The sequence below is a fragment of the Rothia dentocariosa ATCC 17931 genome, assembly GCF_000164695.2.
In the GTDB taxonomy this organism is placed as follows: domain Bacteria; phylum Actinomycetota; class Actinomycetes; order Actinomycetales; family Micrococcaceae; genus Rothia; species Rothia dentocariosa.
This window is the reverse complement of sequence record NC_014643.1, coordinates 1,084,948-1,108,380: the sequence shown is the minus strand read 5'-3', so window position 1 is coordinate 1,108,380 and position 23,433 is coordinate 1,084,948. Positions and strand designations below refer to the sequence as shown.

25 protein-coding genes are annotated in these 23,433 nt (G+C 51.6%); 14 read left to right on the top strand and 11 right to left on the bottom strand.

The annotated features are described in order from the left end of the window. Positions 1-7 precede the first annotated feature (7 nt). The 6 genes from HMPREF0733_RS04935 (at position 8) to HMPREF0733_RS04910 (ending at position 4,279) form a co-directional block, all read left to right on the top strand. The gene (locus tag HMPREF0733_RS04935; protein ID WP_013398267.1) at positions 8-523 is read left to right on the top strand and encodes a hypothetical protein; all 516 of its coding nucleotides are present in this window, start codon (positions 8-10) and stop codon (positions 521-523) included. Further along, on the top strand, positions 524-1,054 hold the full coding sequence (locus tag HMPREF0733_RS04930) for a TerD family protein (RefSeq protein WP_013398266.1): 531 nt from the start codon (positions 524-526) through the stop codon (positions 1,052-1,054). Then, a complete protein-coding gene (locus HMPREF0733_RS04925; RefSeq protein WP_013398265.1) occupies positions 1,051-1,833 on the top strand; it encodes a hypothetical protein in 783 nt (260 codons plus the stop codon). The genes HMPREF0733_RS04930 and HMPREF0733_RS04925 overlap by 4 nt, the downstream gene beginning before the upstream one ends. A 13-nt stretch (positions 1,834-1,846) precedes the next feature. Beyond that, positions 1,847-2,425, top strand: coding sequence for a TerD family protein (locus tag HMPREF0733_RS04920; RefSeq protein WP_004006392.1), 579 nt, complete (start codon positions 1,847-1,849; stop codon positions 2,423-2,425). Between the two features lie 43 nt (positions 2,426-2,468). Beyond that, positions 2,469-3,566, top strand: a complete 1,098-nt coding sequence (locus HMPREF0733_RS04915) for a DUF475 domain-containing protein (protein WP_013398264.1) — start codon at positions 2,469-2,471, stop codon at positions 3,564-3,566. Between the two features lie 131 nt (positions 3,567-3,697). Beyond that, positions 3,698-4,279, top strand: coding sequence for a TerD family protein (locus HMPREF0733_RS04910; protein ID WP_013398263.1), 582 nt, complete (start codon positions 3,698-3,700; stop codon positions 4,277-4,279). Positions 4,280-4,491: 212 nt separating this feature from the next. Here the strand turns inward: HMPREF0733_RS04910 and HMPREF0733_RS04905 are convergent, their stop codons facing one another. The 3 genes from HMPREF0733_RS04905 to HMPREF0733_RS04895 all read right to left on the bottom strand — a co-directional run bounded on the left by HMPREF0733_RS04905 (position 4,492) and on the right by HMPREF0733_RS04895 (position 7,069). Further along, positions 4,492-5,214, bottom strand: a complete 723-nt coding sequence (locus HMPREF0733_RS04905; protein ID WP_013398262.1) for a DUF6318 family protein — start codon at positions 5,212-5,214, stop codon at positions 4,492-4,494. A 293-nt stretch (positions 5,215-5,507) separates the two neighbouring features. Next, positions 5,508-6,209 carry a DUF6318 family protein gene (locus HMPREF0733_RS04900; protein WP_041321659.1) on the bottom strand — a complete coding sequence of 234 codons (702 nt, stop codon included), beginning with the start codon at positions 6,207-6,209 and terminating at the stop codon, positions 5,508-5,510. Between the two features lie 95 nt (positions 6,210-6,304). Beyond that, positions 6,305-7,069 carry a DUF6318 family protein gene (locus tag HMPREF0733_RS04895; RefSeq protein WP_244864858.1) on the bottom strand — a complete coding sequence of 255 codons (765 nt, stop codon included), beginning with the start codon at positions 7,067-7,069 and terminating at the stop codon, positions 6,305-6,307. A gap of 382 nt (positions 7,070-7,451) precedes the next feature. Between HMPREF0733_RS04895 and adhP the strand changes: the two genes are divergently transcribed. Beyond that, positions 7,452-8,480, top strand: coding sequence for an alcohol dehydrogenase AdhP (adhP, locus tag HMPREF0733_RS04890; protein ID WP_013398259.1), 1,029 nt, complete (start codon positions 7,452-7,454; stop codon positions 8,478-8,480). 165 nt (positions 8,481-8,645) lie between these two features. Here the strand turns inward: adhP and HMPREF0733_RS04885 are convergent, their stop codons facing one another. The 5 genes from HMPREF0733_RS04885 to HMPREF0733_RS11490 all read right to left on the bottom strand — a co-directional run bounded on the left by HMPREF0733_RS04885 (position 8,646) and on the right by HMPREF0733_RS11490 (position 11,368). Then, positions 8,646-9,356, bottom strand: coding sequence for a DUF6318 family protein (locus tag HMPREF0733_RS04885; RefSeq protein WP_013398258.1), 711 nt, complete (start codon positions 9,354-9,356; stop codon positions 8,646-8,648). Positions 9,357-9,485: 129 nt separating this feature from the next. Next, positions 9,486-9,875: a hypothetical protein gene (locus HMPREF0733_RS11405; protein WP_244864856.1), complete on the bottom strand. Its 390-nt coding sequence runs from the start codon at positions 9,873-9,875 to the stop codon at positions 9,486-9,488. 420 nt (positions 9,876-10,295) lie between these two features. Next, the gene (locus HMPREF0733_RS04875; protein ID WP_013398256.1) at positions 10,296-10,550 is read right to left on the bottom strand and encodes a hypothetical protein; all 255 of its coding nucleotides are present in this window, start codon (positions 10,548-10,550) and stop codon (positions 10,296-10,298) included. Positions 10,551-10,586: 36 nt separating this feature from the next. Beyond that, complete coding sequence (locus HMPREF0733_RS11400) at positions 10,587-10,874, bottom strand: hypothetical protein (protein WP_244864853.1); 288 nt, start codon at positions 10,872-10,874, stop codon at positions 10,587-10,589. A gap of 368 nt (positions 10,875-11,242) precedes the next feature. After that, positions 11,243-11,368: a hypothetical protein gene (locus HMPREF0733_RS11490; RefSeq protein WP_013398255.1), complete on the bottom strand. Its 126-nt coding sequence runs from the start codon at positions 11,366-11,368 to the stop codon at positions 11,243-11,245. 959 nt (positions 11,369-12,327) lie between these two features. On the opposite strand from HMPREF0733_RS11490, the gene HMPREF0733_RS11535 reads away from it, so the two are divergent. After that, positions 12,328-12,618 (top strand): transposase family protein, encoded by a 291-nt coding sequence (locus HMPREF0733_RS11535; RefSeq protein ID WP_169310257.1) that lies wholly within the window; start codon positions 12,328-12,330, stop codon positions 12,616-12,618. Between the two features lie 98 nt (positions 12,619-12,716). On the opposite strand, the gene HMPREF0733_RS04850 is transcribed toward HMPREF0733_RS11535, so the two are convergent. The 3 genes from HMPREF0733_RS04850 to HMPREF0733_RS04840 form a co-directional block, all read right to left on the bottom strand. Beyond that, complete coding sequence (locus HMPREF0733_RS04850; RefSeq protein WP_013398252.1) at positions 12,717-13,118, bottom strand: hypothetical protein; 402 nt, start codon at positions 13,116-13,118, stop codon at positions 12,717-12,719. An 18-nt stretch (positions 13,119-13,136) separates the two neighbouring features. Then, the gene (locus tag HMPREF0733_RS04845) at positions 13,137-19,310 is read right to left on the bottom strand and encodes a DUF6531 domain-containing protein (RefSeq protein WP_013398251.1); all 6,174 of its coding nucleotides are present in this window, start codon (positions 19,308-19,310) and stop codon (positions 13,137-13,139) included. A 210-nt stretch (positions 19,311-19,520) separates the two neighbouring features. Next, positions 19,521-19,805 (bottom strand): hypothetical protein, encoded by a 285-nt coding sequence (locus HMPREF0733_RS04840; protein WP_004006372.1) that lies wholly within the window; start codon positions 19,803-19,805, stop codon positions 19,521-19,523. Positions 19,806-20,212: 407 nt separating this feature from the next. On the opposite strand from HMPREF0733_RS04840, the gene HMPREF0733_RS04835 reads away from it, so the two are divergent. From HMPREF0733_RS04835 to HMPREF0733_RS04810, 6 genes are all read left to right on the top strand, one after another. Then, positions 20,213-20,485 (top strand): hypothetical protein, encoded by a 273-nt coding sequence (locus HMPREF0733_RS04835; RefSeq protein WP_115333518.1) that lies wholly within the window; start codon positions 20,213-20,215, stop codon positions 20,483-20,485. Between the two features lie 372 nt (positions 20,486-20,857). After that, on the top strand, positions 20,858-21,013 hold the full coding sequence (locus tag HMPREF0733_RS11395) for a hypothetical protein (RefSeq protein ID WP_244864855.1): 156 nt from the start codon (positions 20,858-20,860) through the stop codon (positions 21,011-21,013). A gap of 118 nt (positions 21,014-21,131) precedes the next feature. Continuing rightward, positions 21,132-21,404 carry a hypothetical protein gene (locus HMPREF0733_RS04825; RefSeq protein ID WP_013398248.1) on the top strand — a complete coding sequence of 91 codons (273 nt, stop codon included), beginning with the start codon at positions 21,132-21,134 and terminating at the stop codon, positions 21,402-21,404. Between the two features lie 208 nt (positions 21,405-21,612). Beyond that, positions 21,613-21,924, top strand: coding sequence for a hypothetical protein (locus tag HMPREF0733_RS04820; protein ID WP_244864854.1), 312 nt, complete (start codon positions 21,613-21,615; stop codon positions 21,922-21,924). 368 nt (positions 21,925-22,292) lie between these two features. Next, complete coding sequence (locus tag HMPREF0733_RS11390; protein WP_244864853.1) at positions 22,293-22,580, top strand: hypothetical protein; 288 nt, start codon at positions 22,293-22,295, stop codon at positions 22,578-22,580. Positions 22,581-22,707: 127 nt separating this feature from the next. Then, positions 22,708-23,391 (top strand): hypothetical protein, encoded by a 684-nt coding sequence (locus tag HMPREF0733_RS04810; protein ID WP_013398245.1) that lies wholly within the window; start codon positions 22,708-22,710, stop codon positions 23,389-23,391. Positions 23,392-23,433 lie beyond the last annotated feature (42 nt).

The window sequence follows — 23,433 nt, the reverse complement described above, 5'->3', positions numbered from 1 at the left end:
GGCACACGTGGGCGTTATCAAACGGTTTTTCGGTGTGCCGGACGATTCCCCGTTCCGCTCCCAACAAGAAAACGTCACGGATGCCCCGGCGCAGGAGTATGCCTCGGCTCATTCTTCTGCCCCGGAGCCCACGTACCTGCGCCAGTCCCAGCATGTGCTAGATGATGCCTCGCATTATTTGGCGGATTTTGCCGTGTCTGTACCCCCGCGCGCACTCGTACCCGCCTTCGAGATGGTCGAAACCTACCGCAAAATAACGGCAGAAACGGGCAGTGATACCCGCGCAACCCTGCCCTCAACGACGGAATACACGCTCCAGACGGCACTAACCACCTATGTACCGAATCTGTTGACTGTCTACACCCGCACGCACAACCCCACCCCGGAGCAAACCTCCGAGCTGGTGCAGGCTCTTACTGATGCAAATCAGGAATTCGTCACAGCGCTTAACCTTGTGCGGGCAGATAACAGCCTTGAACTTGAAACGCACACCCTGTTCATGCGCAAGAGAATGGCGGTATAAATGGAACTGAGCATTGGTCAGAACGTCAATCTTACCCAGGAAGCACCCGATCTCGACCACGTGCTGGTAGGACTGCGGTGGCGCACCGACGAACCGCTTTTACGTGAATCTCTGGAGGCAGGGGTACTTCTCACCTCGAACGGCAAACTAGTTTCGCGGCAAGACTTTGTATTTGCTCACCAGGTCTTAGACCGTGCGGGCAGTGTTCGCCGCCGCGAACTCATGGGCGACGATCAGATGCAGTTCGATCTGCACCTTCCCACTGTGCCCCAGGACGTAGATTCCCTGGAGATCGTGCTCTTCACAAACGGGGAAAGTACCGTGCGGCTCAACCGTGCCAGTGGGATTCGAGCACGCATGATAAACCCCGCCACCGGAAAAACAATGTTCCGTGCCCCACTCGTGCAGGTAGGTCGCAGCGCGGCGGTACGGCTGATGCAGGTGTACCGGCACCGCGGTGAATGGAAAGTGCGGGCTGTGTGCGATGAATGGCATAGTGTTTCCGCCATGCTTCAAGGGTTTGGGTTATGAGTCGCTACAGTTTTATCACTGCCTACATAGCAGATCCTGAGCCGAAAGCACGTCCTCAAGCATCCCCCTCTGCTGCCGCAGCAACAAACCGGGAGCCGCAGTCTGCAGATATTCCCTCTGATCAGCAAGGGCACCGGAGGGCGCAGCATACTCAGCGGAGTATAAGCCGCCAGGCGAACCGAGCGATGGGCGCATCCGGGACAGCGCAGCCGGTGCAGCACCGGCAGATTAAGCCCCCAAATATGAGCAAATCTCGCGGGACGGCAACCTACACCCCGGAATCGTCTGAATCTTGGCAGCATTCTCAACCCGCAGACACGGCAAAAACCATAACTCCTCCATCCGAACACCTGCGTGAACCGCACTGGTGGGGTCACATCCCCAATATCACCGACGCTCACCCGAGCGAACGTCTCTTTATGCTCGATGCGGTACAAACCGCCGTAGGAGAACTGCGTATTACCGGAACCGATATGACTGCATTCCTGCTGAACTGGGATGGTGAGAGTGTTATGCTGTCGGGTTCATCCGCTCCCCCAACTGATGCCGCCTCTCGGATGACCCGAATATCGCTCAACGCAGCAGGCACAGTTTTGACAATTCCCCCTAAATCTTTGACGCTACTACGATCTTTAAAACTGATCGGCAGGAACCTTCAGCTCACTAATCCCGATATGCACATAACCCGGGATTTAGGAGAGGGTACGCTAATATTAAGTGAGGATGGTTACGTTACCTGTGCCATCGCCCTTCTCAGCGAATATCAACACCATAAATAGAAAGGAAAATATAGTGGCTGCTATTAAGCTCACCAAAGGAAACCCCATCAATCTCACCAAAGAGGCACCGGGCCTGAAAAACCTCACCATCGGCCTGGGCTGGGACCTATCCCTCGCGGGTGAAGCCTATGACCTTGACGCATCCGTCATGATCACCGACGAAAATGACAGGATCCTTTTTGACGATGCATCCCTCGTCTTCTTTAACAATCCCACCAGCCTTGACGGCGCGGTCGTCCACACCGGTGACAACCGCACTGGCGATGCTGAAGGTGACGATGAGACCATTATCGTGAACCTCGATAAAGTAGACCCAAAGGTACAGCGCCTTCACATCCTCGCCTCTATCTACGAAGGCGAAAAAACCGGTAAGAATTTCGGTGTAGTACGTAACGCTTATGTACGTCTGATAAACGACGACACTAACGAAGAAATCGCTCGTTACGACCTTTCCGAAGACTGCTCGGCAGCGCCCGCTGTACTCTTCGCGATGGTGTACCGCCACAACGGCGAATGGCGTTTCAAAGCCGTAGAAGATCCATTCACCGGTGGTCTGCCGCATCTGCTGACCTCCTACGGTTTCACCGTTTAACAACCTGCCTTATCTCTAACGCGAAGGAGAGCCTTCTGCCCTCATGGCTTTATTAAAATTCTTCAAATACGATCTCTTGATTACCCTTGCGGCACTTATAGGTGCCGCCTTTTATGGTGGTATTGTCGGCATGGTATCTGCCGCGATCCTGATTGTCCTTGAGATCGTGTTCTCATTCGACAACGCGGGTGTGAACGCAAAATACCTAGACAAAATGTCGCATGCATGGCGCAATATCTTCTTGACAGTCGGTGTTCTGGTCGCTGTTTTTGGTATGCGTCTTATCTTCCCCTTCCTGATCGTCTGCCTGGCAGGCAACGTAGGTCCGGTTGAAGCTTGGAACCTTGCAATGGAACGCGGCGACCCGCATACGCCCGGAACCTACGGGTACATTTTGGAATCCGCGCACCACACCATCGCTTCCTTCGGCGGCATGTTCCTGCTCATGCTCTTCCTTTCCTTCCTCTTCGAGGCTGGTAAGGATGTCCACTGGCTATCCGTGATCGAGAAACCCCTCGCCAAAGCCGGGCACTTTGATTCCATGCCTGTATTGGTTTCCGGGGTTATCTTAGTGACGGCTTCTCAGCTTTTCGGTGCCGAGCATCATGAGCAGTACGCCATTCTGCTCTCGGGGCTGCTGGGTATGCTCACCTTCTTGGCGACCAACGGCCTGGCAACCTTTATGGAAGACCGAAACGAATCTCAAGAAGAATCCCTGGCGAATGTTGCCGTACTTACCGGTAAAGCAGCATTCTCCATGTTTATCTTCCTAGAAGTTCTTGATGCCTCCTTCAGCTTCGATGGCGTTCTCGGCGCATTCGCGGTAACCTCAGACCCCATTATTATTGCTATCGGTTTGGGCGTGGGCGCGCTCTTCGTGCGGTCGATGACCATTTACCTGGTCGAAAAGGGAACCCTTCAAGAGCTGCGCTACCTGGACCACGGCGCGCACTGGGCTATCGGCGTTCTCGCGCTTATGCTTCTGGCAACCCTCAAGTGGGATATTCCCGACTACGTGATCGGCCTTTCCGGCATCGTCTTTATCGCCGGGTCGATTATCTCCTCCCGCAAGGCAAACCATGCGGAGGCAGCACTAGCGGAAAAGACTGCAGAACCTGACGCTCCGGTGCAGAGCACATAACCGCAGGATCAAGGGCACATAGCCCTCAAGCAACGCGGTGGGCGACGATGCGGACGCAGCGTGCGCCGCGCATCCGCCCACCGCATTTCTATGACCACATAACTACATAACTAACGAAGGGTACAGGCACTGTGGCTATTAACCTGTCAAAAGGCCAGAAACTAGATCTCTCGAAAGACAGCTCGCTCACCCAGGTTCGTTTGGGCTTAGGCTGGGATCCCATTAAAACCAAGGGACTCTTTGGGCGTATCAAAGAGAAAGCGGTCGATCTGGATGCTTCCGTGATCGGCTATGATGCAGCCGGTAACCTGCTTGAGGTCGTTTTCTACGGGTCGTTACGCTCGGTCAATGGCTCTATTATTCACCACGGAGATAACCTGACGGGTGCAGGTGAAGGAGACGACGAGGTTATCGATATTAACCTCCCAGGCATGGATGCGCGCGTTGCTTTCTTGGCACTGGTGATTACCTCATATTCCGGGGACCAATTTAGCAACATTGACAACGCCTTTGTGCGCGTTGAAAACGTTGCTACCCGCCAGGAGATGGCACGTTTTTCGATGACGGAAAAGGGCTCACATACGGGGCTCATGGTAGCCCTGCTGGCACGCGTAGGTCGCGGCTGGGAGCTTCGGGCTATTGGAGACCCGCTGCCCGGTGCGGCACGCACCCCGCGCGATGTTATCGACCCTGTAAAAAGGTACCTTGTCTAAAAATTTGGCGTGCTGTGCACGTGTTCAATAGAGGTACGTAAGGTGTACATAGCGGCGGTTTTATTCTTCTTTATGGCGGTAAGAGCTGTCTTTGGAATGCTTCTGTGCGCATAGTACTAATAGCAAAAGCTGGTCCCGCATGCATCAATACGATGCGTGCGGGACCAGCTATATGCTCCGAAAAACACATCTATTCATTCAATTACTAACACCTAGAATGTTTTGATCTGCCAGGCACCATCAGAATACTTACCCTGAAAATACACCGAAGTTTCTGTCTTACGTTGTTTTTCATCGGTGTAGTCCTCGCTAGTTCCGTCAGGGAAGGCACGAAACTCTCCTAAATCGATGACCATCATACCGCCCCAATTGTAGCCGCCACCGCTTGCTTTTGAGGGACGGGGAGAGCGCATGGCAAACGTTACTTGAGGGTTACCAAACCAAATCTCACCATCTTTGATCCTATCGAAAAAGAATTGATCATTTTTTAAGAAACCATCCTTTTCGCTTTGTGCCAATGCAGACTTATTAATCATTTCGTCGCTTCCCGTCTCAAAAAGGTACTTCAATGCACCTGCCATAAAGACTAGATTAGCGTAAAAGCCATCTGCTGAGTTCTCTTTAGCTTTATCATCTAAAACAGGTTTAGGGATATTCTTTGCTGGATGTTCACGCGTTGCGGGTTCATACGCGCCAGCCGACGTATCGTACTTATCGTTTTTGATAGTAGTACCGTAGTCTTTTATGCTCTCCGAGGGTGATGCCGATGCAGAGGATGAGGACGACGAACTCGACGCTGACGATGAAGAGCTTGAGGAGCCGCTAGCGGCGGCATCGACGGGTCTCACGGAGGCGGCGCATCCGGCAAGAGCAATGACAGAGCCAGCGCCGACAACGCCTAAGGCGGCACGGCGTGTTACATCATGAGGTGGCATGGTGTTCCTTTCGGGGCTTCCGTAACGCCGCGGGCAGGCGGCTGCGGAAAGCACGGGTGGCGAGCGCATGAACTCGCCATGGGTGTTTCTCTCTACTCTAGTGTATCGGGGCTGCGGGAGCCCGCATATCTGCCGTTCTAGGGTCTTAGAATACGGTAGTTTTTTCGCGCGATGCGCCAAAGAATTTCACCGGTTACTTTCCGACTATTTGTGAATCGGTCAAGTTCCGGGAGCGGTGGTTGAGATTACAAAAGCCCCGCAAGATTGTAGGAATCTTGCGGGGCTTTAAACCATCAATGCAATATTACCACATTCGACCAGACGGTGCTAACGATATCCCACTTATTATCGGCGTAGGTGTAGGTACCTCTAATGTCAGCGTTCTCTGTGGTGACTCGATCGTTAGTGGGCAGGTAAATGTAGCCATTAGGAGATGCTACAAATTCGCCTAGATCCATCTTCATCTGAACAGGCCATTTATAACTGTCAACAGTGATTTCAGGCTGAGAAGTTCCCAAAATGTAAATTACTTTAGGATTACCGAACCACCTCTCCCCACTTTTAATAATGGGTATAAGTTGTTCCATGACAGAACTCTTAGAAAATTTCTGAATTTCAGTCTCTCCAAAAGACCCCTTACGAAGGGGAGTATCATCACCCGTAGCAAAAAGATACTGTATGCATGCAGCGTAGTAACCGATATGCGTGTAGAAAGCCTCAACGGACTTTTCGTTAGCGTTCTCCGGCAGCTTCGGAACAGGAACGTTCTTCGCGGGCTCGGTGAGGGTTGCGGGCACGTACTCCCCTGCCGAGGTATCGAAGCTGTCGAACTTGACCTCATCCTCGTAATCCATAGTGGGTTCCGACTTACTGGAGCTTGACGAACTGCCACTGGAGTTTGAGTTCGACGAAGAACATGCTGCGAGCGCGGCCGCTGTGCCAGCACCCAGCACGCCCAGCGCTGCGTTACGGCGAGTCACGATCAACGATGACATAGTATTCTTTTTCCTTTCATATGTGCCTCATTCAGAGCGAATAAGGCACAAATCTAGTGAGGCTAAGAAACCCCAGCCGCTAAAACAACAATGTTTTAGATGGAGAATCCGCCGCTTCCAGCAGCACCCCCACTGCTGCGAATAGTCCACGAGCTGCCCGAATAGAGGGCCTCGAAGGTAATATCCGTATCAACCTGTTGTTTACTGGACTCCACATCTTTACTCATGGAGTTCACGACGACGTAGGAACCCATATTCATCTTCATCGTGCCATCCCAGGAGTAGAAGCTGCCGCTGCTGCTCGGGGTTGAGGTGTTCAGGGAGAACACAACGGTCGGGTTGTCCAGCCAGGCATTGCCCTCTTTGATCATTTTGAGCATCTTTGAAGCATCAGTGTTACTGGACAGACTCGACTTTTCGGATGACACCAGAGCGCATTTCTCGAAAGGCTCCATATCGCCGGTCTGGAAGAGGTACTGCATAGAAGCCGCGATATAGGCGATGTTTTCGTAAAGTCCGTCTATGGTTTTCTCTTTGGCTTTATCAGAGAGCAGGGGTTTGGGAACGTTCTTCGGCTTCTCGGTACGGGTTGCGGGCTGGTGTTCACCCGCAGAGGTGTCGTACTTTTCGAGTTTTACATCGCCCGTGTTTTTCGAGTTGCCGGGCAGAGTAGATGCACTCGATGATGAGCTGGAGGATGAAGCGCTTGACGACGATGAGCTCGCGGAGGACGAGCTCCCCTGCCCGAGATCCACGGGTTTGACGGCGGGAGCGCATCCGACAACGACGGTGGCAGATCCTGCGCCCAGCACACCCAAGGCGGCGCGGCGGGAGATATGGTGGGGTAAACGGGTTGGCATGTTTGCCCTTTCATCGGTGCTCTCAAGGGATGCGGTTACGAGCGAGGTTCCGGGTCCAGCACTCTTTTTGCCCAAAACTGCGCAGTCAGGGGCGGAAGATAAGCCTCAACTTCTCAGTTTGTTGCTCCATACCAGAGACATTACGTCGATTGTATCTTAGAGCTTTGTTGAACCCCGGGCTCCTGGACACGTCTTCATCATTTCGTTATCTATTTGCTCTCTATGTGGACTTCCTAGAGAGGCGCTGCGGCACAGCATAAAATCGCTCATGAGTACCATTCCGTATTAGCGGTTGAATATATCACCGGACTGTAGAAAAGTCTCTATATGAGCTTTACGATTAAACGAACATTGATAGTGAGCTAGTACACGGGAGGTTCCCATGAAAGCTGTAGTTGTCCCTGACGTTGTTGATGGCTCGATAAATGTCACCGATGTTCCCGTGCCCGAGGTGGGGCACGGTCAGGCGCTCGTGAAGCTAGAGTACTCCGGCGTCTGCCACACCGACCTGCACGTTGCGGCTGGCGATTTCGGTAAGGTTCCGGGGCGCGTCCTGGGGCATGAGGGTATTGGTATTGTCACCGAAGTTGGTGAAGGCGTTGAATCGCTCAAGCCCGGTGACCGTGTCTCTATTGCATGGTTCTTCCAGGGATGCGGGCACTGCGAATACTGCACCTCCGGCAGGGAGACCCTATGCCGTACCGTCAAGAATGCGGGCTACACCGTGGACGGTGCCATGAGTGAGTATGCCCTTGTCGCGGCAGACTATGCCGTAAAGGTTCCCGAAGGTCTGGATGCGGCGCAGGCAAGCTCGATTACCTGCGCGGGCGTAACCACCTATAAGGCGATTAAGGAATCGCAGATACGCCCCGGTCAGTGGCTGGTCGCCTACGGCGCTGGCGGGCTGGGCAACTTGGCGGTGCAGTACGCCAAGAAGGTTTTCGGTGCCAAGGTTATTGCCGTCGATATTAACGATGACAAGCTGAAGCTTGCCGCCGAAACCGGTGCCGACGTCACGATTAACGGTCGTGAGGTTGAGGATGTACCGGCGAAGGTTCGTGAGGTAACTGACGGCGGGGCGCAAGCTGCCGTGGTGACCGCGGTATCGAGGGTCGCTTTTAACCAGGCGGTTGAGAGCGTGCGTGCCGGGGGCAGCGTGGTGGCTGTGGGTCTTCCGCCCGAGAAGATGGAGCTATCTATCGCGAAGGTCGTTCTTGACGGTATTCGCGTGCTCGGCTCGTTGGTTGGCACCCGTCAGGATCTTGCTGAGGCGTTCCAGTTCGGCGCAGACGGGCTGGTGGTTCCCGTAGTGCAGCTGCGCAAGGTTGATGAGGCTCCGCAGGTCTTCGAAGAGATGAACGCAGGCAAGATCAACGGGCGTATGGTGCTCGATTTCGCAAGCCTGTGGTAAGGCAAGAAGACTTCTCACACGGGTGCGCTAGGTACTGAATCTTTGCGGTAGCACGGGTTGCCGCCCGTTTCTGCACATAGGGTTCTAAAACCTAACGCAAAAAGCGGTGTCCCTTAGAACGTATGAAGATTCCGGGGGACACCGCTCTATATGCGGAACTAGTGATTAGCTGTCCTGGGTATCGTGAGATGCGGAGCTGTCGGATCCACCAGTTTCATAGAAACCCCCAACACTCCATTTGTTATTGTCGTATTTAGCCGTGAAGTTAATCTTCTGAGTTTGCTTCTGGTGTTCTTCAGGAAAATCTACAACCTCACCATCATGTACGCCGTATTCCCCCTGAGTTACATTCACGGTTACCGGCCACGTGTAGGTGCCGTTCTCTTCCTTAGGCTGAGCATCCTCAAAGTTCATCACAATTTTAGGGTCTGCAAGCCAGCTCTTCCCGCCCTGAAGGTCCGCAAAAAGAGCACCCGACAGTGTGCGCTCTTTATCCTCATCACTCATAGCGCTTTCTTTGATCAGAGATACATCGCCGGTCTGCAGTGCGTACTGCAAAGCCGCGCCGATGAATGCGATCGAAGAGTACAGACCCGCGACGGAGTTTTCGTTCATATTCTCAGGCTTGATAGGCTTGGGAACATTCTTAGCGGGAGTCTCGCGAGTTGCGGGCTCGTAGGTGCCAGCTGAGGTATCGAACTTGTCGATTTTAGCCTCGCCGCTGTAGTCGCTGCGGGTACTCGTCGAGGAAGCCGATGTGCCGGAGTCCCCACCGTTGCCGTTCGAGTTAGAGGAGGAGCACGCCGCCAAGAACGCGGCAGAACCAAGACCCAAGACGCCTAGAGCACCGCGGCGGGATACAGAAGTAGTCAGCATGTTGTTATCTTTCAGTCGGTGATTATTGCCTATTTATTATAGAGTGCATACACCGGAAGAACCCATTTAGGGCAAACTATGTTCCCACGGGTGCGGGGAGTTTGCAGGTTTTGCTGATGTACCTGGGGATTACGCGGTATAAGGTGCTGAGGCTTGTAAGTTGCGTACGAATCGGATCTCTCGTAACGCCTCAAACGACTCCCGACCCTCTAAAAACCCAGACTCCGATAACTGCTGCACCGAAGAAGCCCACTCCCCCGTACGCACCTTATACAAAATATGACCAAAAATCACCGTGCCATCGAACTGCCCCGGATCAAAACTCAGCCGCTTACGCTTGCCCTGATCCCGGAAAATAATACGAATCCACCCGTTGCGGTTGTTATCTAGATACGTGAGCCTATCAATCGAGGTATACGGTGCGGTATAGGTGCGTCCGAGGGAGTTACGCCAAGTGACCGAGTGCTCATCAAACCGGATATAGAGCACATAGTAATTAATAATGACTACCAGCCCCATAGGGGCACCTAATATAAATATAAAAATATGCATGCCAAGGTCGAACCCAAACATAATATCTATAAAAAGAGGAAAGGGTATTAGGATAAAAAGTAATATTCCCCATCCGAGGTAGAGGACAAAGCGCGGGCGGTGTTGCCTCACCCCGACGGAGACATGTGAACCTTTACGTTGGATGCCGGGCATAGCTCCGACGAGTAGGCCGCCAAGCAGACCACCTAAAATACCGTTTTCCATCTCATAGCGCTCTTTCTAGCCCGCCATATCTGCTGATACGTCTTTTCAGCTGTACCTTTTCCTTATATGCTCATCACGTACTCTCAGAGAGTCTTATTAGCCTCACCAGGACATAAATAGAGCAAGAGGGATGCGCTTCGTGCAGAATACACGAACACACCCCTAGCCAATATTAGATGCTGGTTATAATTCCTGACGATGCTCTGCATCAGAGGTTTCTTGGTCTTCAGGTTCCTGCTCTTCCGGACGTCCTCGACCTATCTCCCAGCCACTATAGAAGGTAACTGCTCCTATCAGCGAACAAAACAGCATCAAAGCCGCCCAACCTATTCCTGGACCGAAAACAAGAGTAAATATTGTAGCGATCAAGGTTCCAACGGTAAGGATTCCCCCTAGAATCATAAGAAACCATTTATAGAGAAGAACATCGAGATCCACTAAAGTCACCTTTATCTTAAAACGAAACAGCGCAGGCTAGTCTAGTTTGAGTTTTTTCTCATACGCCAACCGCTCAATACACCCAAACATCTTCTCATACGACCCAAACCCAGCCACCAACTCCTCAACCTGCTGCGCGTTCAGGTCCTGTGGCCATTCCTTATGCTCCACCCGAGACAAAACCATCGCAAACAGGATAGATACATCAAACTGCCACGGATCAAAACTCAGCCGTACCCTCTTGATATTGCGGCTGCGTACCCTCAGGTACCCGTTCTTCCCATTACTTTGCAACAGTACTTCGCTGATACTCTCATACGGCATATACCGGATCTTCCACCGCCAATTGCGCCAGTAGACCCCCGAGACGGTTTGCTGGATATAAAACGCATGACAATGATTCACCATAGAAAATACTAAAGGACCTGCCAGAACGGTTGTGATGATATAGAACGTTATATCAAAACCTTTTATTACCGAGTGATAGGTAGGTATGGCATATATTCCTATCAAACATGCATAGCTAATCATGAAAGCAAGCTTAGGTCGGTGTTGTTTGACCCCGAGCACGGGCTGACCCATCGTACGTTTCAGCGAGGGAACATTCCGAACGAAAAGACCCGCCAACAACCCAATCAACGCAGGAGGCACCACAACCTACCTTTCTCCTAGAACCCGGCAAACCTACCCCTTTATGAGGGACGCTCCGCTTTCTCTAACCGAGTCACCGATGTCAGCCCCGGAGAACCAAGCTGCACATTCTTCAAGTACACCTTGTAATACCCTCCCGGTTCAATGGAGGCCATATAATCATCCATTGATTGATCCTTATTCGGGGACTCTGAAAGCGCTAATTTCCCACACTCCCGAGTCTCAACCCACCCTACCCGGGTATAGTCGGTATTGCCTGAGAGATCACCGCCAGCACGGTATTCTGCCCAGGCTTTCTCGACCGTGCAATACTTATACTTCCCCTCACTATCATCACGCGAAAGAAAATATAAAAACGCATAAAACTTACAGCAACGACAAAAATAATACTTGTTACCAACGTTTCTTTAATATTCTTACATCTCATAAATCTCTAAGACCTGTTTACATAGATCCTCACAATACTATTTTCAGTACCAGGAAAGAGGACAATTCTGGGAAGCCCAAATTTATAGCTCTTCCCTTCCTTTAGTAGATTATGATAATAGTTTGCGTCTTTCTCACCGATATCGGACCATACCATCTGAGGGCAGTCCGATGACTCTATATGCAGACTATACGTGGTTTCTGGAGAGTTGGCTGATACCGAATCATGTCTTTTGACCTCGGTTTTGGTAACAGTGCATTCCTTAATGATTGGATTATTCTTATTGTGAGCCGAAACCCCAAAATATATACCAAAAAATAATAAAAATCCCAACGGCACAAGCACAATAATATATTTCTGTCGGAACCATGAAAGATTTGACTTTAATAGTTTTATCATTGTGTAATCACCTTCTTAAATTTTTTTATTCTATTATAAATAGTGCCATGAGCGTTATTTATTACTGTAGAAGCACCCTGCCCGAGACATAAAAATAACGGCCCTTGACCCTGTGTCCACGTATGATGGTGAAATATCAAGACCAACCACCACCCATACGCGTACAGGTAGGAACCGTTGCCTTCACACCGTACCACGGGCTTAACGGCATAATTCGCCACCCCACTGAACATATTCAACACGACCCTCACCAGGAACAGGTTAAACATCAAACCCCATAAGCTCACCCTCACTCAGGGGGTGAAATCCACTCTACGATACCTGCGGCACAACCACACCGAAGAAACCCTCACCAAAGACTTCGAAGTCTGGCAACCCACCATCAGCCGGATCATCACCACGATTGAAACAGTGCTGCTGCATCTCTTAACACCAGCGGTACCATCCGTGCTGATACTTTGTCGAAGGCCACCGGTACCGTCATCGTGGACGGCACTAATCCCCACCTACAACTGGCACGCCCCAGGAACACGCCGAGCAGACCGTAAAATGCAGGACCCATATAAGCGACCCCCTCACCGTTTCTTCTAGTGAAAATAAGTTCTCAGAATATATGCCTAAGGGGTGTGCTCGTGCAGAATACACGAACACACCCCTCCTCTCTCTAAAAGATAAAAACCTCGTTTCTTTTAGGGACGCTCCGCTTTCTCTAACCGAGTCACCGATGTCAGCCCCGGAGAGTTCAACTGTACATTTGTCATATACACCTTGTAATACCCTCCCGGTTCAATGGAGGCCATATAATCATCCATCGATTGATCCTTATTCGGGGACTCTGAAAGCGCTAATTTTTCACACTCCCGAGTCTCTATACGACCGACTCGAGTATAGTCATTGTTACCTCCAGTATCACCGCCAGCACGGTATTCTGCCCAGGCTTTCTCGACCGTGCAATACTTATACTTCCCCTCACTATCATCACGAGAAATATGTATTGCCAGCATAATAACTACAGCAGGAACCACAAGAACAAGAATAGAAACGAGCATTCCCTTCCATCCCTTGGCATTGCGAACGCTTTGTTGCACCATTGATAACCCTTCTAGCTTCTACCGCAGTATTGGGGGAGTAACCAACTGACTATAATCATAATTCTGCACCTTAATCGCCGCGATCTGCAGAGAATCGCTAGCTTTCGTAGCTGCTGTCTGAATTCCCTGCACCGCATTATGCGCCGTAAGTTGCGGATTCTTCAACGCAAATGCAGCAGTTGACCGGTAATATGCTGCATCTTCTTTATCCATCTTCACAGCAGTCTTGACAGTAGATTTTACTGCATCTTTCGCCATACCTGTCACAGTCTTTTGGGCGGCTTCTCCAAAATTGAAAGTACCTGAAGGAGCTGTTTCCATCGTGTACTTCGATAACTCCCGAGAACCACCAGCTACCGCATCTGAGCCGACGGTACGGAGACCAGACTGCACCCTACCCATCGTTGACCCGTCAGCATAGCCCGGCACACCTAGCTTAGTCTTCATCTTACCGCCAACACCAGCGCCAAGAGCGCTACTTCCAGCACCAGAACCGAACTTTCCGAGCGCTTCTAAAGGATCCCGACCGCCTTTACTGACATATTCCACAGTATTACCGACACCACCACTAGCAGCGTTTTGAATAACATCTTGGGTTATTTTACTATCAGCAACGAAGTTGCCGACCTTCCCCAGCTTCCCCAGTTCTTTAAGCTTCGCCAGGTTCGTGAAACCACCACCAATAGCACCTGTGACAGCACCAGTAATAGCACCCTTAATAGCCTCTTGACCAGCCTTACCCCAATCAATAGACTTACCTGAGACCTTCTGCTCCAATGCATACATACCAGCACCCATCAAAGCGCCCGAAGCCGCGCCAAAAGCAGCACCGCCTAAAGGACCTAGTCCAGTCGCCATAGCTCCAAGAACAGCACCAGCGCCAATCATCGCAACCGTAGCAGCCCATTCACCGATATTCTGCCACATCTTCGCGCGATCTTCTCGGATTTTGTTCAAATCCTCCACACTAATCGGCGACAAACCCCACGGGTCCACTAACCCCACCGGATTATTACCCACCAGCGAATACGGATTACCCACCCAACCAGCACCAGGCACCGGCAAAAGCGGATCCCGAGACGTAAACGACCTACTCACCGGGTCAGCCACCCGAGCGCCCATCAGCGCAAACCCACCAACCGTGAGCGCACCAGAAACATCAACACCCACACCCGGAACACCACCAGCAACGGCAGCATCAGAACCCATCAGAGGCGTGGTCGGTAACTGGAACGGATCCAACAACCCCGCCGAAGAAGCCAGCCCAGGCACAGAAGACACCCCAGCATTCGAGGCGAAACCACCCAGAACACCAGCACCACCGGCAAGCACCGACGACGAAGTACCACGCACACCGGAACCACCAGAAGCAGAGGCACCCAGCATGCTCACACCCGGGGTCGGCACAGGCATCTCGCCCACACCCACCACAGTCGGCACCTCCGCCGTCGGGTCCATTACCACCGGAATCCACCCCGAAGCAAGAGAAGAAATACCGGCAACCTCACCTGCCACTCCGGCAGCCACCTGCACCCGAGCACACGAACCACTATCCGCTGTGGTCACCGAGGCAATACTACCCGCCAAGCTATACCCCATCGTCACCGAAGACCCATCCGAGGCAACCTCACCCGCACGACGACCAACAGCATCATAGGAATACAACCGCACCAAGGTCAGCGGCAGCCCCTCGACCGTGCGCCCATCACTGGCAAAATTCAGATCCACACGCTCAGGCAGTTGGGCTGTAAACTCGCTAGCGTTCCCACCGGAGAGGAACTCTCGCACCTGCTCAGCACCAGAATCAGAATCAGCATTATCTGCAACATTAGCGGCGGTGTAAGTACCAATCGCACGCACCTGTGCCGCATCATCATACGCCAGCACACGCACCCAACCAGCAGCCTCAGAGGCAGCATCATCGGTAGCGTCTTCACCAGTAGTAGTGTTTCGGGTGTATTCCTCACGGATCAGGCACCCAGCGGCATCCCACACCCAAGACATCCGCTCATCCCCGCGACGGGCAGATACTAACTGACCGGCGCCATCATAGGAATACGTAATAAGCCCGGCGGCAGAATCTACTCCCACAATCCGGCCAGCTTCATCACGAATAACCTCAACCCGCACATCGGCAGAGTTATCAGCATCCGTAGCGGTTTCGGAGTACCCCATTATCGCGCCGTGACCGTCATAGGTCCACGAGCGCACCGTATCGGCTACCTGCGCCCGGATGAGCGCACCGGCGGCATCATAACTGAGCGAAGACTGCTCACCCGTATCAGTATTCGTGATAGCACTAATATTCCCCACCGCGTTCCGCGTGTAGGCCAGTGCGCCATACGGACTGGTAAACCCAGTGCGGTAACCGTCGGCATCATACGCATACGACAGCTCATACGCACCACTACCGGAAGCGGCAGACTGGGACTCGCCCCACGAGCGTGCTACCGCGGTGATACGTCCGAGCCTATCCAACTCGTACCGAGACACCCACGGCAGGCTTCCGTCACGGTCATCAGCAGGAATACTGGCGGCATAGTCAGTCACCGTCACCGACCGGGTACGGTTATCACGATCTACCCGCAGCTGTTCGGTACCATCCACCGAATACGCACATGCCGCACCAGAGCTGTCGTAGCCCCACGCATGTACCTTCTGGGCTGCATCAACTACACGCAATACACGACCAGCAGCATCGTACTCATACAAGGTTATAGCGCCGGCAGGATCCATCGTCTTCACCATGTTCCCGAGCACATCGTACTCATAGGTGGTGATACGCCCAGCAGGATCCGTCACCTTCGTGACATTGCCAGCCTCATCGTAGGTATACCGGGTAACACCGCCAAGACCATTGGTGACTTCGGTAACCTGCCCGGCGGCATCGTAACTAAACTTGCGGGTTCCCCAGGCGGCATCTCGAATGCTGCGCACACGTCCACACGCATCATACGTGTAGAACACGTCCCCGCCAGAACCGCCAATAACCGAGATAACCCGCGAGTTTGCGTCATACGTAATCTTCTCGCTCATACCGGGCAGATTCCGCTCGGTCAGGCGCCCGTCGGCATCATAGGAATACCGAGTTGTAACGGCCTCGGCGGTTTCAGCGCCCTCAGTAACAGAATCCAAACGCCCACAGCTGTTATACGTGTATGCGGTAATACGCCCCGCAGGCGAAACCTGACGCACAAGCTGGGAGGCGAGGTTGTATTCGTACCGGGTCAGACCACCTTCAGCATCCAGGATTTCTACCGGGTTACCGGCCGGATCGTAAACCACCAGTTCGGCGGCGGACTCGGGGGTATCGGTTTTTTCTGCCCGTGCTTTAGGAGCTTCCTGGGCTGCCTCCGTCGGGGAGAAAATTTCTTCACGCGCAACAGGGCGGCCAAGATGGTCAAACTTAACCCGCACGCCGTCGGTGCCGTCCCAGCTGGTAACGCTGCCGCTCTTGCGATCTGCCTGAGTATGCACGCGTACCCCGGTCGGATCTGTCATCTTCGTGAGCACGCTGGCGGCGTCATAGGTGTTCTCCCAGTGACCACCGGCCGGATCAACCGTACGAATAAGCCGTGAGAGTCCATCCCACACATACGAGAACACGCCCCCATTGGGCAGGGTTACTGTGGCGACGTTTCCGTTTTCATCAAAGGTGCGTTCGGTGCGGCGACCGAGCGGATCGATAACCGCAGTCATATCACCGCTGGGTCCGTACTCATAACTCGTGCGTGCACCAGAGGGGTCAATGACTGCGACCAAACGACGACCAGCGGTGTACTCGAACTTCCAGCGGGAACCGTCAGGGTCTTGCCGCCCGGTAATATTGCCAGCCGCGTCATGGGTGAACGAGGTTGTGAGCCCTAGCGGAGTAGTAACCTGAGCGAGGTGCCCGGCAGCGGTATAGGTGAACGAGGTTGTGTTGCCCTCTTGGTCGGCAAAGCTGGTCAGGTTACCAAACTCGTCATAATTCAGAGTCATGCTGACCCCTTCGGGGCCGGTCAGGGAGGTCAGCAAGCCACCCTCCCAATTTAGTTCGGTGACCCCGCCCAACGCATCGACAACGCGGGAGGGATTGTGATCCCAAGCGTTAGCGTACTCGTAAGTAACCGTTGAGATCGGAGTGACCTCACCGGTATCAGCCTCAGCATCCGCTGCATTGCGGCGCGCCTGGGTGGCTTCATAGCGTTTCTTCGGGTCCGTTTCAAACGCCGATATAGATACCGCCGTCACGCGATCGTACTCATCGTAAGCGTAGCGGGTATCTTGACCCTCTGGGGTAACATCGCGGGTAATACGTCCGCGGCTGTCGCTGATGCGGGTTGTACGAGAACCATCACGGTCAATCACCCGAATACGGTTGCTGAACCGGTCGTACCCGAAGGATGTGCGCCCACCGTCAGCGTCAATAATTGCGGTTAGGCGGCCGCTGTCATCGCTAATCCACACATTGGCTTGGGATCCGTCTTCATCAGCAACTTCGGTCACTCCGCCGTCAAGGTACAAGTACCGCACATCACGACCGTACTCGGTATGCTGATGTGCAATTCGGGCAGACTCATCATAGGTGTTGGTCACCTCGACGGTGCCATCTGCAGCAATCACGCGGTGGATTAGCGCATTGTCATCGTGTTCGTAGGTGCGTGTTCCTGCACCGCTGGTTATGGATACCAGGTGCCCGGCAGCGGTACTGCCTGCGGGGGCGTAGGCGTATTCGACACGTTCCCCTGCCGAGGTTCGTGCTACCGCGACGAGCCCATCCACATAGTCAAACATGATAGAACGGTTCAGCTCATGCACCAGGGAGGAAATGAGCCCGTCAGCAGCGCGCGTGACCGCCAAAGTGGTGCCTTCTCCACCCGTGGAGCCAAGCCATGCACCGGTGAGAGTGAAGAACCACAGGTGACCTTGGTTATCAGAGATGATATACAGGTCAGCTTCAGTGCTCAGAGCACAGGTTTCCAGGATGAAACGCCCCATAGGTGTGGTGGCGATTTCGCTGGCACCAGTGCGAGTAAGCCAGTAGGGATCGGTCTCAACTCGCGCAAAACCCTCACCAGCGCGGGCAAAGAACAGGTGACGGCCGTCCGGCATAATCCAGGTAGCGCCTTCATCAGAGAAATTCAGGACCGTATCAAGGTTAGAAGACCAGCCCGGACCGAAAACCCCAGCCAACGGTGGCAAATCATCGCCATTACCGTGCACAGCCAAACTGTTGTACATGCGCGTGACGGCACACGAGGAAGCGAGGTTGCTAAACGCAATATCGATTTCCTCTTCGATAAAGTTACCGGTCGCAACGTTGACCGGGTCATTCGCATAGCCGCTGGAGGTAGGCTGACCTACGACGGATGGCGCGGGAACCTTGAGATCTTCGCGGCTGCTTTTGATGGATTTATTATCGAGGGCAGCCTGGAGCGCGGCGTTAGAAACCGTGTTAACGGTGTTTTCACTGCCTGCTTTAGCGAACTCATCTGCGATTGTGGTTGCCCATTTATCTTCTTGGTCATTGGCGTTGTTCCATTTGTCGAAAGTCGTCAGAAGATTTTCGCAGTCGATGGTGCCCCACTTACATTTTTCTTTAAAATTAGCGGCTTTAGCACGAATATCGCCGGGGACATTACGGAAATCCACGAACAGCTGATGTGAGGTTTTTGCGCTTTCTCGCAAATCTGATGGCTTTGCTGAAGAGGTGCCACTTGTAGAACCCGATCCACCTCCGGGAGCGCCCGGGGTGGGGTGCTCACGTTGACCAACCTGGGTAGTATCAATCGTGGTGTCTGGAATATAGGGGTCTGGAAGTTTTGGAGCGGAACCCCAGAAATCATCCCAGCTTTTGCGAAGTCCGAACCAATCATCTTCATAATGCCGGGCGTCTTCACGAATTTTTTGTTCTTTATGAGCGGCCTCTTTGAGGTTGTCTACCACTTTGGCAAGCTGGTCAAGAACAGTGGCAATATCTTTACCATTATCAACGGCAGTGTTGATGTTATTGTCATAGAGTTTTGAGAAGTACCCTTTGAACTCGACCATAGCTGTATCTGCTTTGGTTCTTTGACCAGGCACTTTATCCCGAAGGTCGCGCGCGGCGTTTCGGCACGCACTCGCGAGAGCATCTGACGTAGCATCATCAAACTCTACATCATTACGGTTGGCATAGTGAGGGCTGTTGCGATCTGGCTGGTCACCCATTGGAAGATACTCCTTCGGAAGAAATAAACGGGTATTAGGTTACCGGGATAACGTTGAATAAATGGTGTACGCCCATATGGGTACGACCACGAGTGTGTCTAGAGCTGGTTGTAGGGAGCTAAAAAGCTTCCCTCGGGCTTCACCATGAGTAACACCTGGTGTTTGGCCGAGGGAAGCTTTTTATGTGAAAACTTGGTTGTTTTCTGTGTCTTATGCGCCGCCGCCTGCTTGGAAGATGTCGGTAGCGATCTTCTGCAGCTGCTTGTTCAGCTCAGTAAGATCCTGAGATGCTTTCTGCAGGGACTGGTGAGTGTGAGGCCAAGTCTCATTACGGAAGGTAGACGCTAGAGGACCATCCCAGTTATTGGGATCAGAAAGCTGCTGGCCTTCGTTATTGAGAGCGTTGATCTGCTCGGTGAGTCCACCGGTGATGATGCTCTGAATTTTCTGGATGGCATCTTTGGCGGCTTGGGAACTAAGGACGCGATCGCTCATGGGCGTTTCCTTTCACGTGGTTGGGTTCTGTCTTCGGTAACAGAACTACATGGTGTAGTTTAGGTTTACTTTTTGCAGGTGGTCAAGGACACCATCATGTCTTTATCAAATCTTTATTTTTCGTGTCGCGCCGCCTGCAGAGCCAAAATAGGTCAAGACCCCGCTGTTTATATAGCGAGAACAGGTCATTCACACAAAAATTCTAGGTAATTGAATGTGATGAAAATATCTAAAATATGTCACATATTACACTTGTAAAGTATTTCTATACAGTAGCATTTCAAAAATTTTTATAGTTACCTGCCGAAATAAGTACCGCGTATCGCATGTGCAGACGGCGGGTCGTTTTTCGCCCACTGTTGGGCACTACTAACGTTTCACCTCTTGTTAATGATGCTGGGGGTAGCGTGCGTGAGGCTACCAGATATACTGCTGAGACTGTCGCGTACCAGAAGGAGTTCAAAACGAGCGATATGGGCGAGAAAGCGCTGTCGGGGTTCGGTAAAGATATGGTGAAGTCTGGTTTGAGAAGTGGGACTAAGATGGATGAGTCTACTGCCGCTCTTAACCGCGCACGTTTGGTTAATTCTGTGCAGACTACGCAGGCTGCCATGACGAAGGCTAAGGATGGTATTCAGACCGGGATACGGAACCTGTATACGCCTCCCATCCTGCGATAGACACTAAGCACGAATATTCCTAGAGGGGGCATCTATGGTTTCAAAGGAATAGCTATGTTTCTGATGCCGTGCATGGAGTTTTATGAATTGGGTTCATTGGCCAATGGTGTCTGCAGGAAGGAATAGTTGGGAATGGGAGATAAGAGAAAAAAGGATATTAAAGACACTATAGTATCGTTCTTATTTTTTGCTGTAGTTTTTGGTGTTGTGTGGTCTTTATATTATTTTTTCTCGCGTGATGATAGTGCGGGGAATTATAAGTATTGCACCCTCGAGCATGTTGATGTGCACGATCGGGGTGGTCTGGTCTCGGGGAATACGGATTATAAGCGTGTAGCAGATTTTAAGACAAAAGAGTGTGGGAATTTGTATATGACAGATTCCCCGGATCCTGGTCGGTCGATGGATGATTATGTGGGGTCTTTGGAGGTTGGTGGGTATTACAAGGTGACTCTTCTTAATGTTCAGATGCCGGATGCTAAGACTGTTTCTGTGACAAGGTTTGAAAAGGCAGAACGACCTTCATAAAAAAGGGAGCAGGGATTTGAGGGAAGGTAGGTTGTGGTGCCTCCTGCATTGATTGGGTTGTTAGCTAAATTGCCGAAAGAGCGGTTCCAAAGATGCCTAAGGGTGTTAGGAGAGGTATATGAAATACTCTGATGATACGAGCAATGAAAATATCAATGACCCTTCCGTCATGGATCGCTCTAGCGCACGTCAGTACCTTGTGTTTGGGTTGCTGCTAGGAATACCGTCGTGTGTGGCAGCCCTTTTAGGGATTGTACTTTTGATAGCGGATACCAAGAATAACTTGGTCAGTAGTCTTTCCATGATAGGAGTCGGTGCTTTTAACACTGCGCTTGCTGTTTTACTGTTTTTGAGCGGTTATAAGGCTCTCAAGCCTCAGAAGGAGAAATAGTCCTGGTTTCTGATTCTCTGCAGATCGCGGCGATTAAGGTGCAGAATTATGATTATAGTCAGTTGGTTACTCCCCCAATACTGCGGTAGAAGCTCTAGGAGTTGTCATGGCACAGCAAGGTACCCAACGTACTAAAAGGCGGAAAGGGATGGTTAGCACTGTTTTATTGATCATTGCGATCCTTTTACTTTTGTTTCTTCCGGGATATTTGGCACGTATTTTTGGTGATGATAGTGAGGGGAAGTATAAGTATTGCACGGTCGAGAAAGCCTGGGCAGAATACCGTGCTGGCGGTGATCTCTCAGGCAATACCGACTATACCCGGGTAGGGTGGGTTGAGACTCGGGAGTGTGGGAAATTAGCGCTTTCAGAGTCCCCGAATAAGGATCAATCAATGGATGATTATATGGCCTCCATTGAACCGGGAGGGTATTACAAGGTGTACTTGAAGAATGTGCAGCTTGGTTCTCCGGGGCTGACATCGGTGACTCGGTTAGAGAAAGCGGAGCGTCCCTCATAAAGGGGTAGGTTTGCCGGGTTCTAGGAGAAAGGTAGGTTGTGGTGCCTCCTGCGTTGATTGGGTTGTTGGCGGGTCTTTTCGTTCGGAATGTTCCCTCGCTGAAACGTACGATGGGTCAGCCCGTGCTCGGGGTCAAACAACACCGACCTAAGCTTGCTTTCATGATTAGCTATGCATGTTTGATAGGAATATATGCCATACCTACCTATCACTCGGTAATAAAAGGTTTTGATATAACGTTCTATATCATCACAACCGTTCTGGCAGGTCCTTTAGTATTTTCTATGGTGAATCATTGTCATGCGTTTTATATCCAGCAAACCGTCTCGGGGGTCTACTGGCGCAATTGGCGGTGGAAGATCCGGTATATGCCGTATGAGAGTATCAGCGAAGTACTGTTGCAAAGTAATGGGAAGAACGGGTACCTGAGGGTACGCAGCCGCAATATCAAGAGGGTACGGCTGAGTTTTGATCCGTGGCAGTTTGATGTATCTATCCTGTTTGCGATGGTTTTGTCTCGGGTGGAGCATAAGGAATGGCCACAGGACCTGAACGCGCAGCAGGTTGAGGAGTTGGTGGCTGGGTTTGGGTCGTATGAGAAGATGTTTGGGTGTATTGAGCGGTTGGCGTATGAGAAAAAACTCAAACTAGACTAACTGAGTTAGCGCCTATGACCCCGTTTCGTTTGGGAAGAGCTCAAAGAAAGCGGAATCCTTGCCCCTGGGGTTGGTCGCGATTATGTGCGGTCACAGTTGTATTTCAAATTCTAATCAGGGAGTTTTAGTGAGTCTCATTGACCTTACAGATATACTATCGGCAATACCCGACCTTATTGGCGACATCATATCCAGCCCAAGCAGTAAAAAGCGTAAACGTTCTGCCATTGCAAAGAATATCGAAAATATTCCTGATGATAATATTGAAAAATTTGCAAAATCCATCATACCCAAGAAACGACGAACTTCCTTAATTTTATTTATAGTGGGAGCAGGTTTATCCTTGCTTTCTCTCGCAATATTTATATTTACAATCTACTTATATTTTGAAGATAAAACCCTGGACTCTACAGATATAGCAGGATTAATCATGTATCCCATCCTTATAGCATGCGGTATTGTAGGAATGCGAGTTGGAGGCTGGCCCTATACGCATTTCAGGCTGCAAGGGTTCACCTACAGAGATAAACCGTTTAAGAGCACCCACTTACAATACGATGAAATACTGGGATACACTTACGTTCAAGAACCCAAAGAGAAAATAACCTTATATCACAAAAATAATAGTGTGACACTATCTATCGGCAGTCAAGATTTTTCATATCTGATGAGCCAGATAATCTTCCGTCAGACTCATGGAAGGTGGGCCGTGATGAACGCGCGGGAAGACCTGCGAGAGGTTATATACGCTATGGACGACAGCATTTATGCACAGTGGCTCATCAACCATCCCAAAGCTATGTTTTCCTGAGCATCCAGGAATACCGTCCAGAGGTGAGTGCCCACAGATTTC

Excerpts from the sequence above, each read along its gene's own strand:
- HMPREF0733_RS04905 (WP_013398262.1), bottom strand. The coding sequence starts at position 5,214 with ATGCCACCTCATGATGTAACACGCCGTGCCGCCTTAGGCGTTGTCGGC.
- HMPREF0733_RS11390 (WP_244864853.1), top strand. The coding sequence starts at position 22,293 with ATGCCGTATGAGAGTATCAGCGAAGTACTGTTGCAAAGTAATGGGAAG.
- HMPREF0733_RS11405 (WP_244864856.1), bottom strand. The coding sequence starts at position 9,875 with ATGGGGCTGGTAGTCATTATTAATTACTATGTGCTCTATATCCGGTTT.
- HMPREF0733_RS04850 (WP_013398252.1), bottom strand. The coding sequence starts at position 13,118 with ATGGTGCAACAAAGCGTTCGCAATGCCAAGGGATGGAAGGGAATGCTC.
- HMPREF0733_RS04885 (WP_013398258.1), bottom strand. The coding sequence starts at position 9,356 with ATGCTGACTACTTCTGTATCCCGCCGCGGTGCTCTAGGCGTCTTGGGT.
- HMPREF0733_RS04900 (WP_041321659.1), bottom strand. The coding sequence starts at position 6,209 with ATGTCATCGTTGATCGTGACTCGCCGTAACGCAGCGCTGGGCGTGCTG.
- HMPREF0733_RS11490 (WP_013398255.1), bottom strand. The coding sequence starts at position 11,368 with ATGGATGATTATATGGCCTCCATTGAACCGGGAGGGTATTACAAGGTG.
- HMPREF0733_RS04925 (WP_013398265.1), top strand. The coding sequence starts at position 1,051 with ATGAGTCGCTACAGTTTTATCACTGCCTACATAGCAGATCCTGAGCCG.
- adhP (WP_013398259.1), top strand. The coding sequence starts at position 7,452 with ATGAAAGCTGTAGTTGTCCCTGACGTTGTTGATGGCTCGATAAATGTC.
- HMPREF0733_RS04915 (WP_013398264.1), top strand. The coding sequence starts at position 2,469 with ATGGCTTTATTAAAATTCTTCAAATACGATCTCTTGATTACCCTTGCG.
- HMPREF0733_RS04840 (WP_004006372.1), bottom strand. The coding sequence starts at position 19,805 with ATGAGCGATCGCGTCCTTAGTTCCCAAGCCGCCAAAGATGCCATCCAG.
- HMPREF0733_RS04845 (WP_013398251.1), bottom strand. The coding sequence starts at position 19,310 with ATGGGTGACCAGCCAGATCGCAACAGCCCTCACTATGCCAACCGTAAT.
- HMPREF0733_RS04895 (WP_244864858.1), bottom strand. The coding sequence starts at position 7,069 with ATGCCAACCCGTTTACCCCACCATATCTCCCGCCGCGCCGCCTTGGGT.
- HMPREF0733_RS04930 (WP_013398266.1), top strand. The coding sequence starts at position 524 with ATGGAACTGAGCATTGGTCAGAACGTCAATCTTACCCAGGAAGCACCC.
- HMPREF0733_RS04825 (WP_013398248.1), top strand. The coding sequence starts at position 21,132 with ATGAAATACTCTGATGATACGAGCAATGAAAATATCAATGACCCTTCC.
- HMPREF0733_RS11400 (WP_244864853.1), bottom strand. The coding sequence starts at position 10,874 with ATGCCGTATGAGAGTATCAGCGAAGTACTGTTGCAAAGTAATGGGAAG.
- HMPREF0733_RS11395 (WP_244864855.1), top strand. The coding sequence starts at position 20,858 with ATGACAGATTCCCCGGATCCTGGTCGGTCGATGGATGATTATGTGGGG.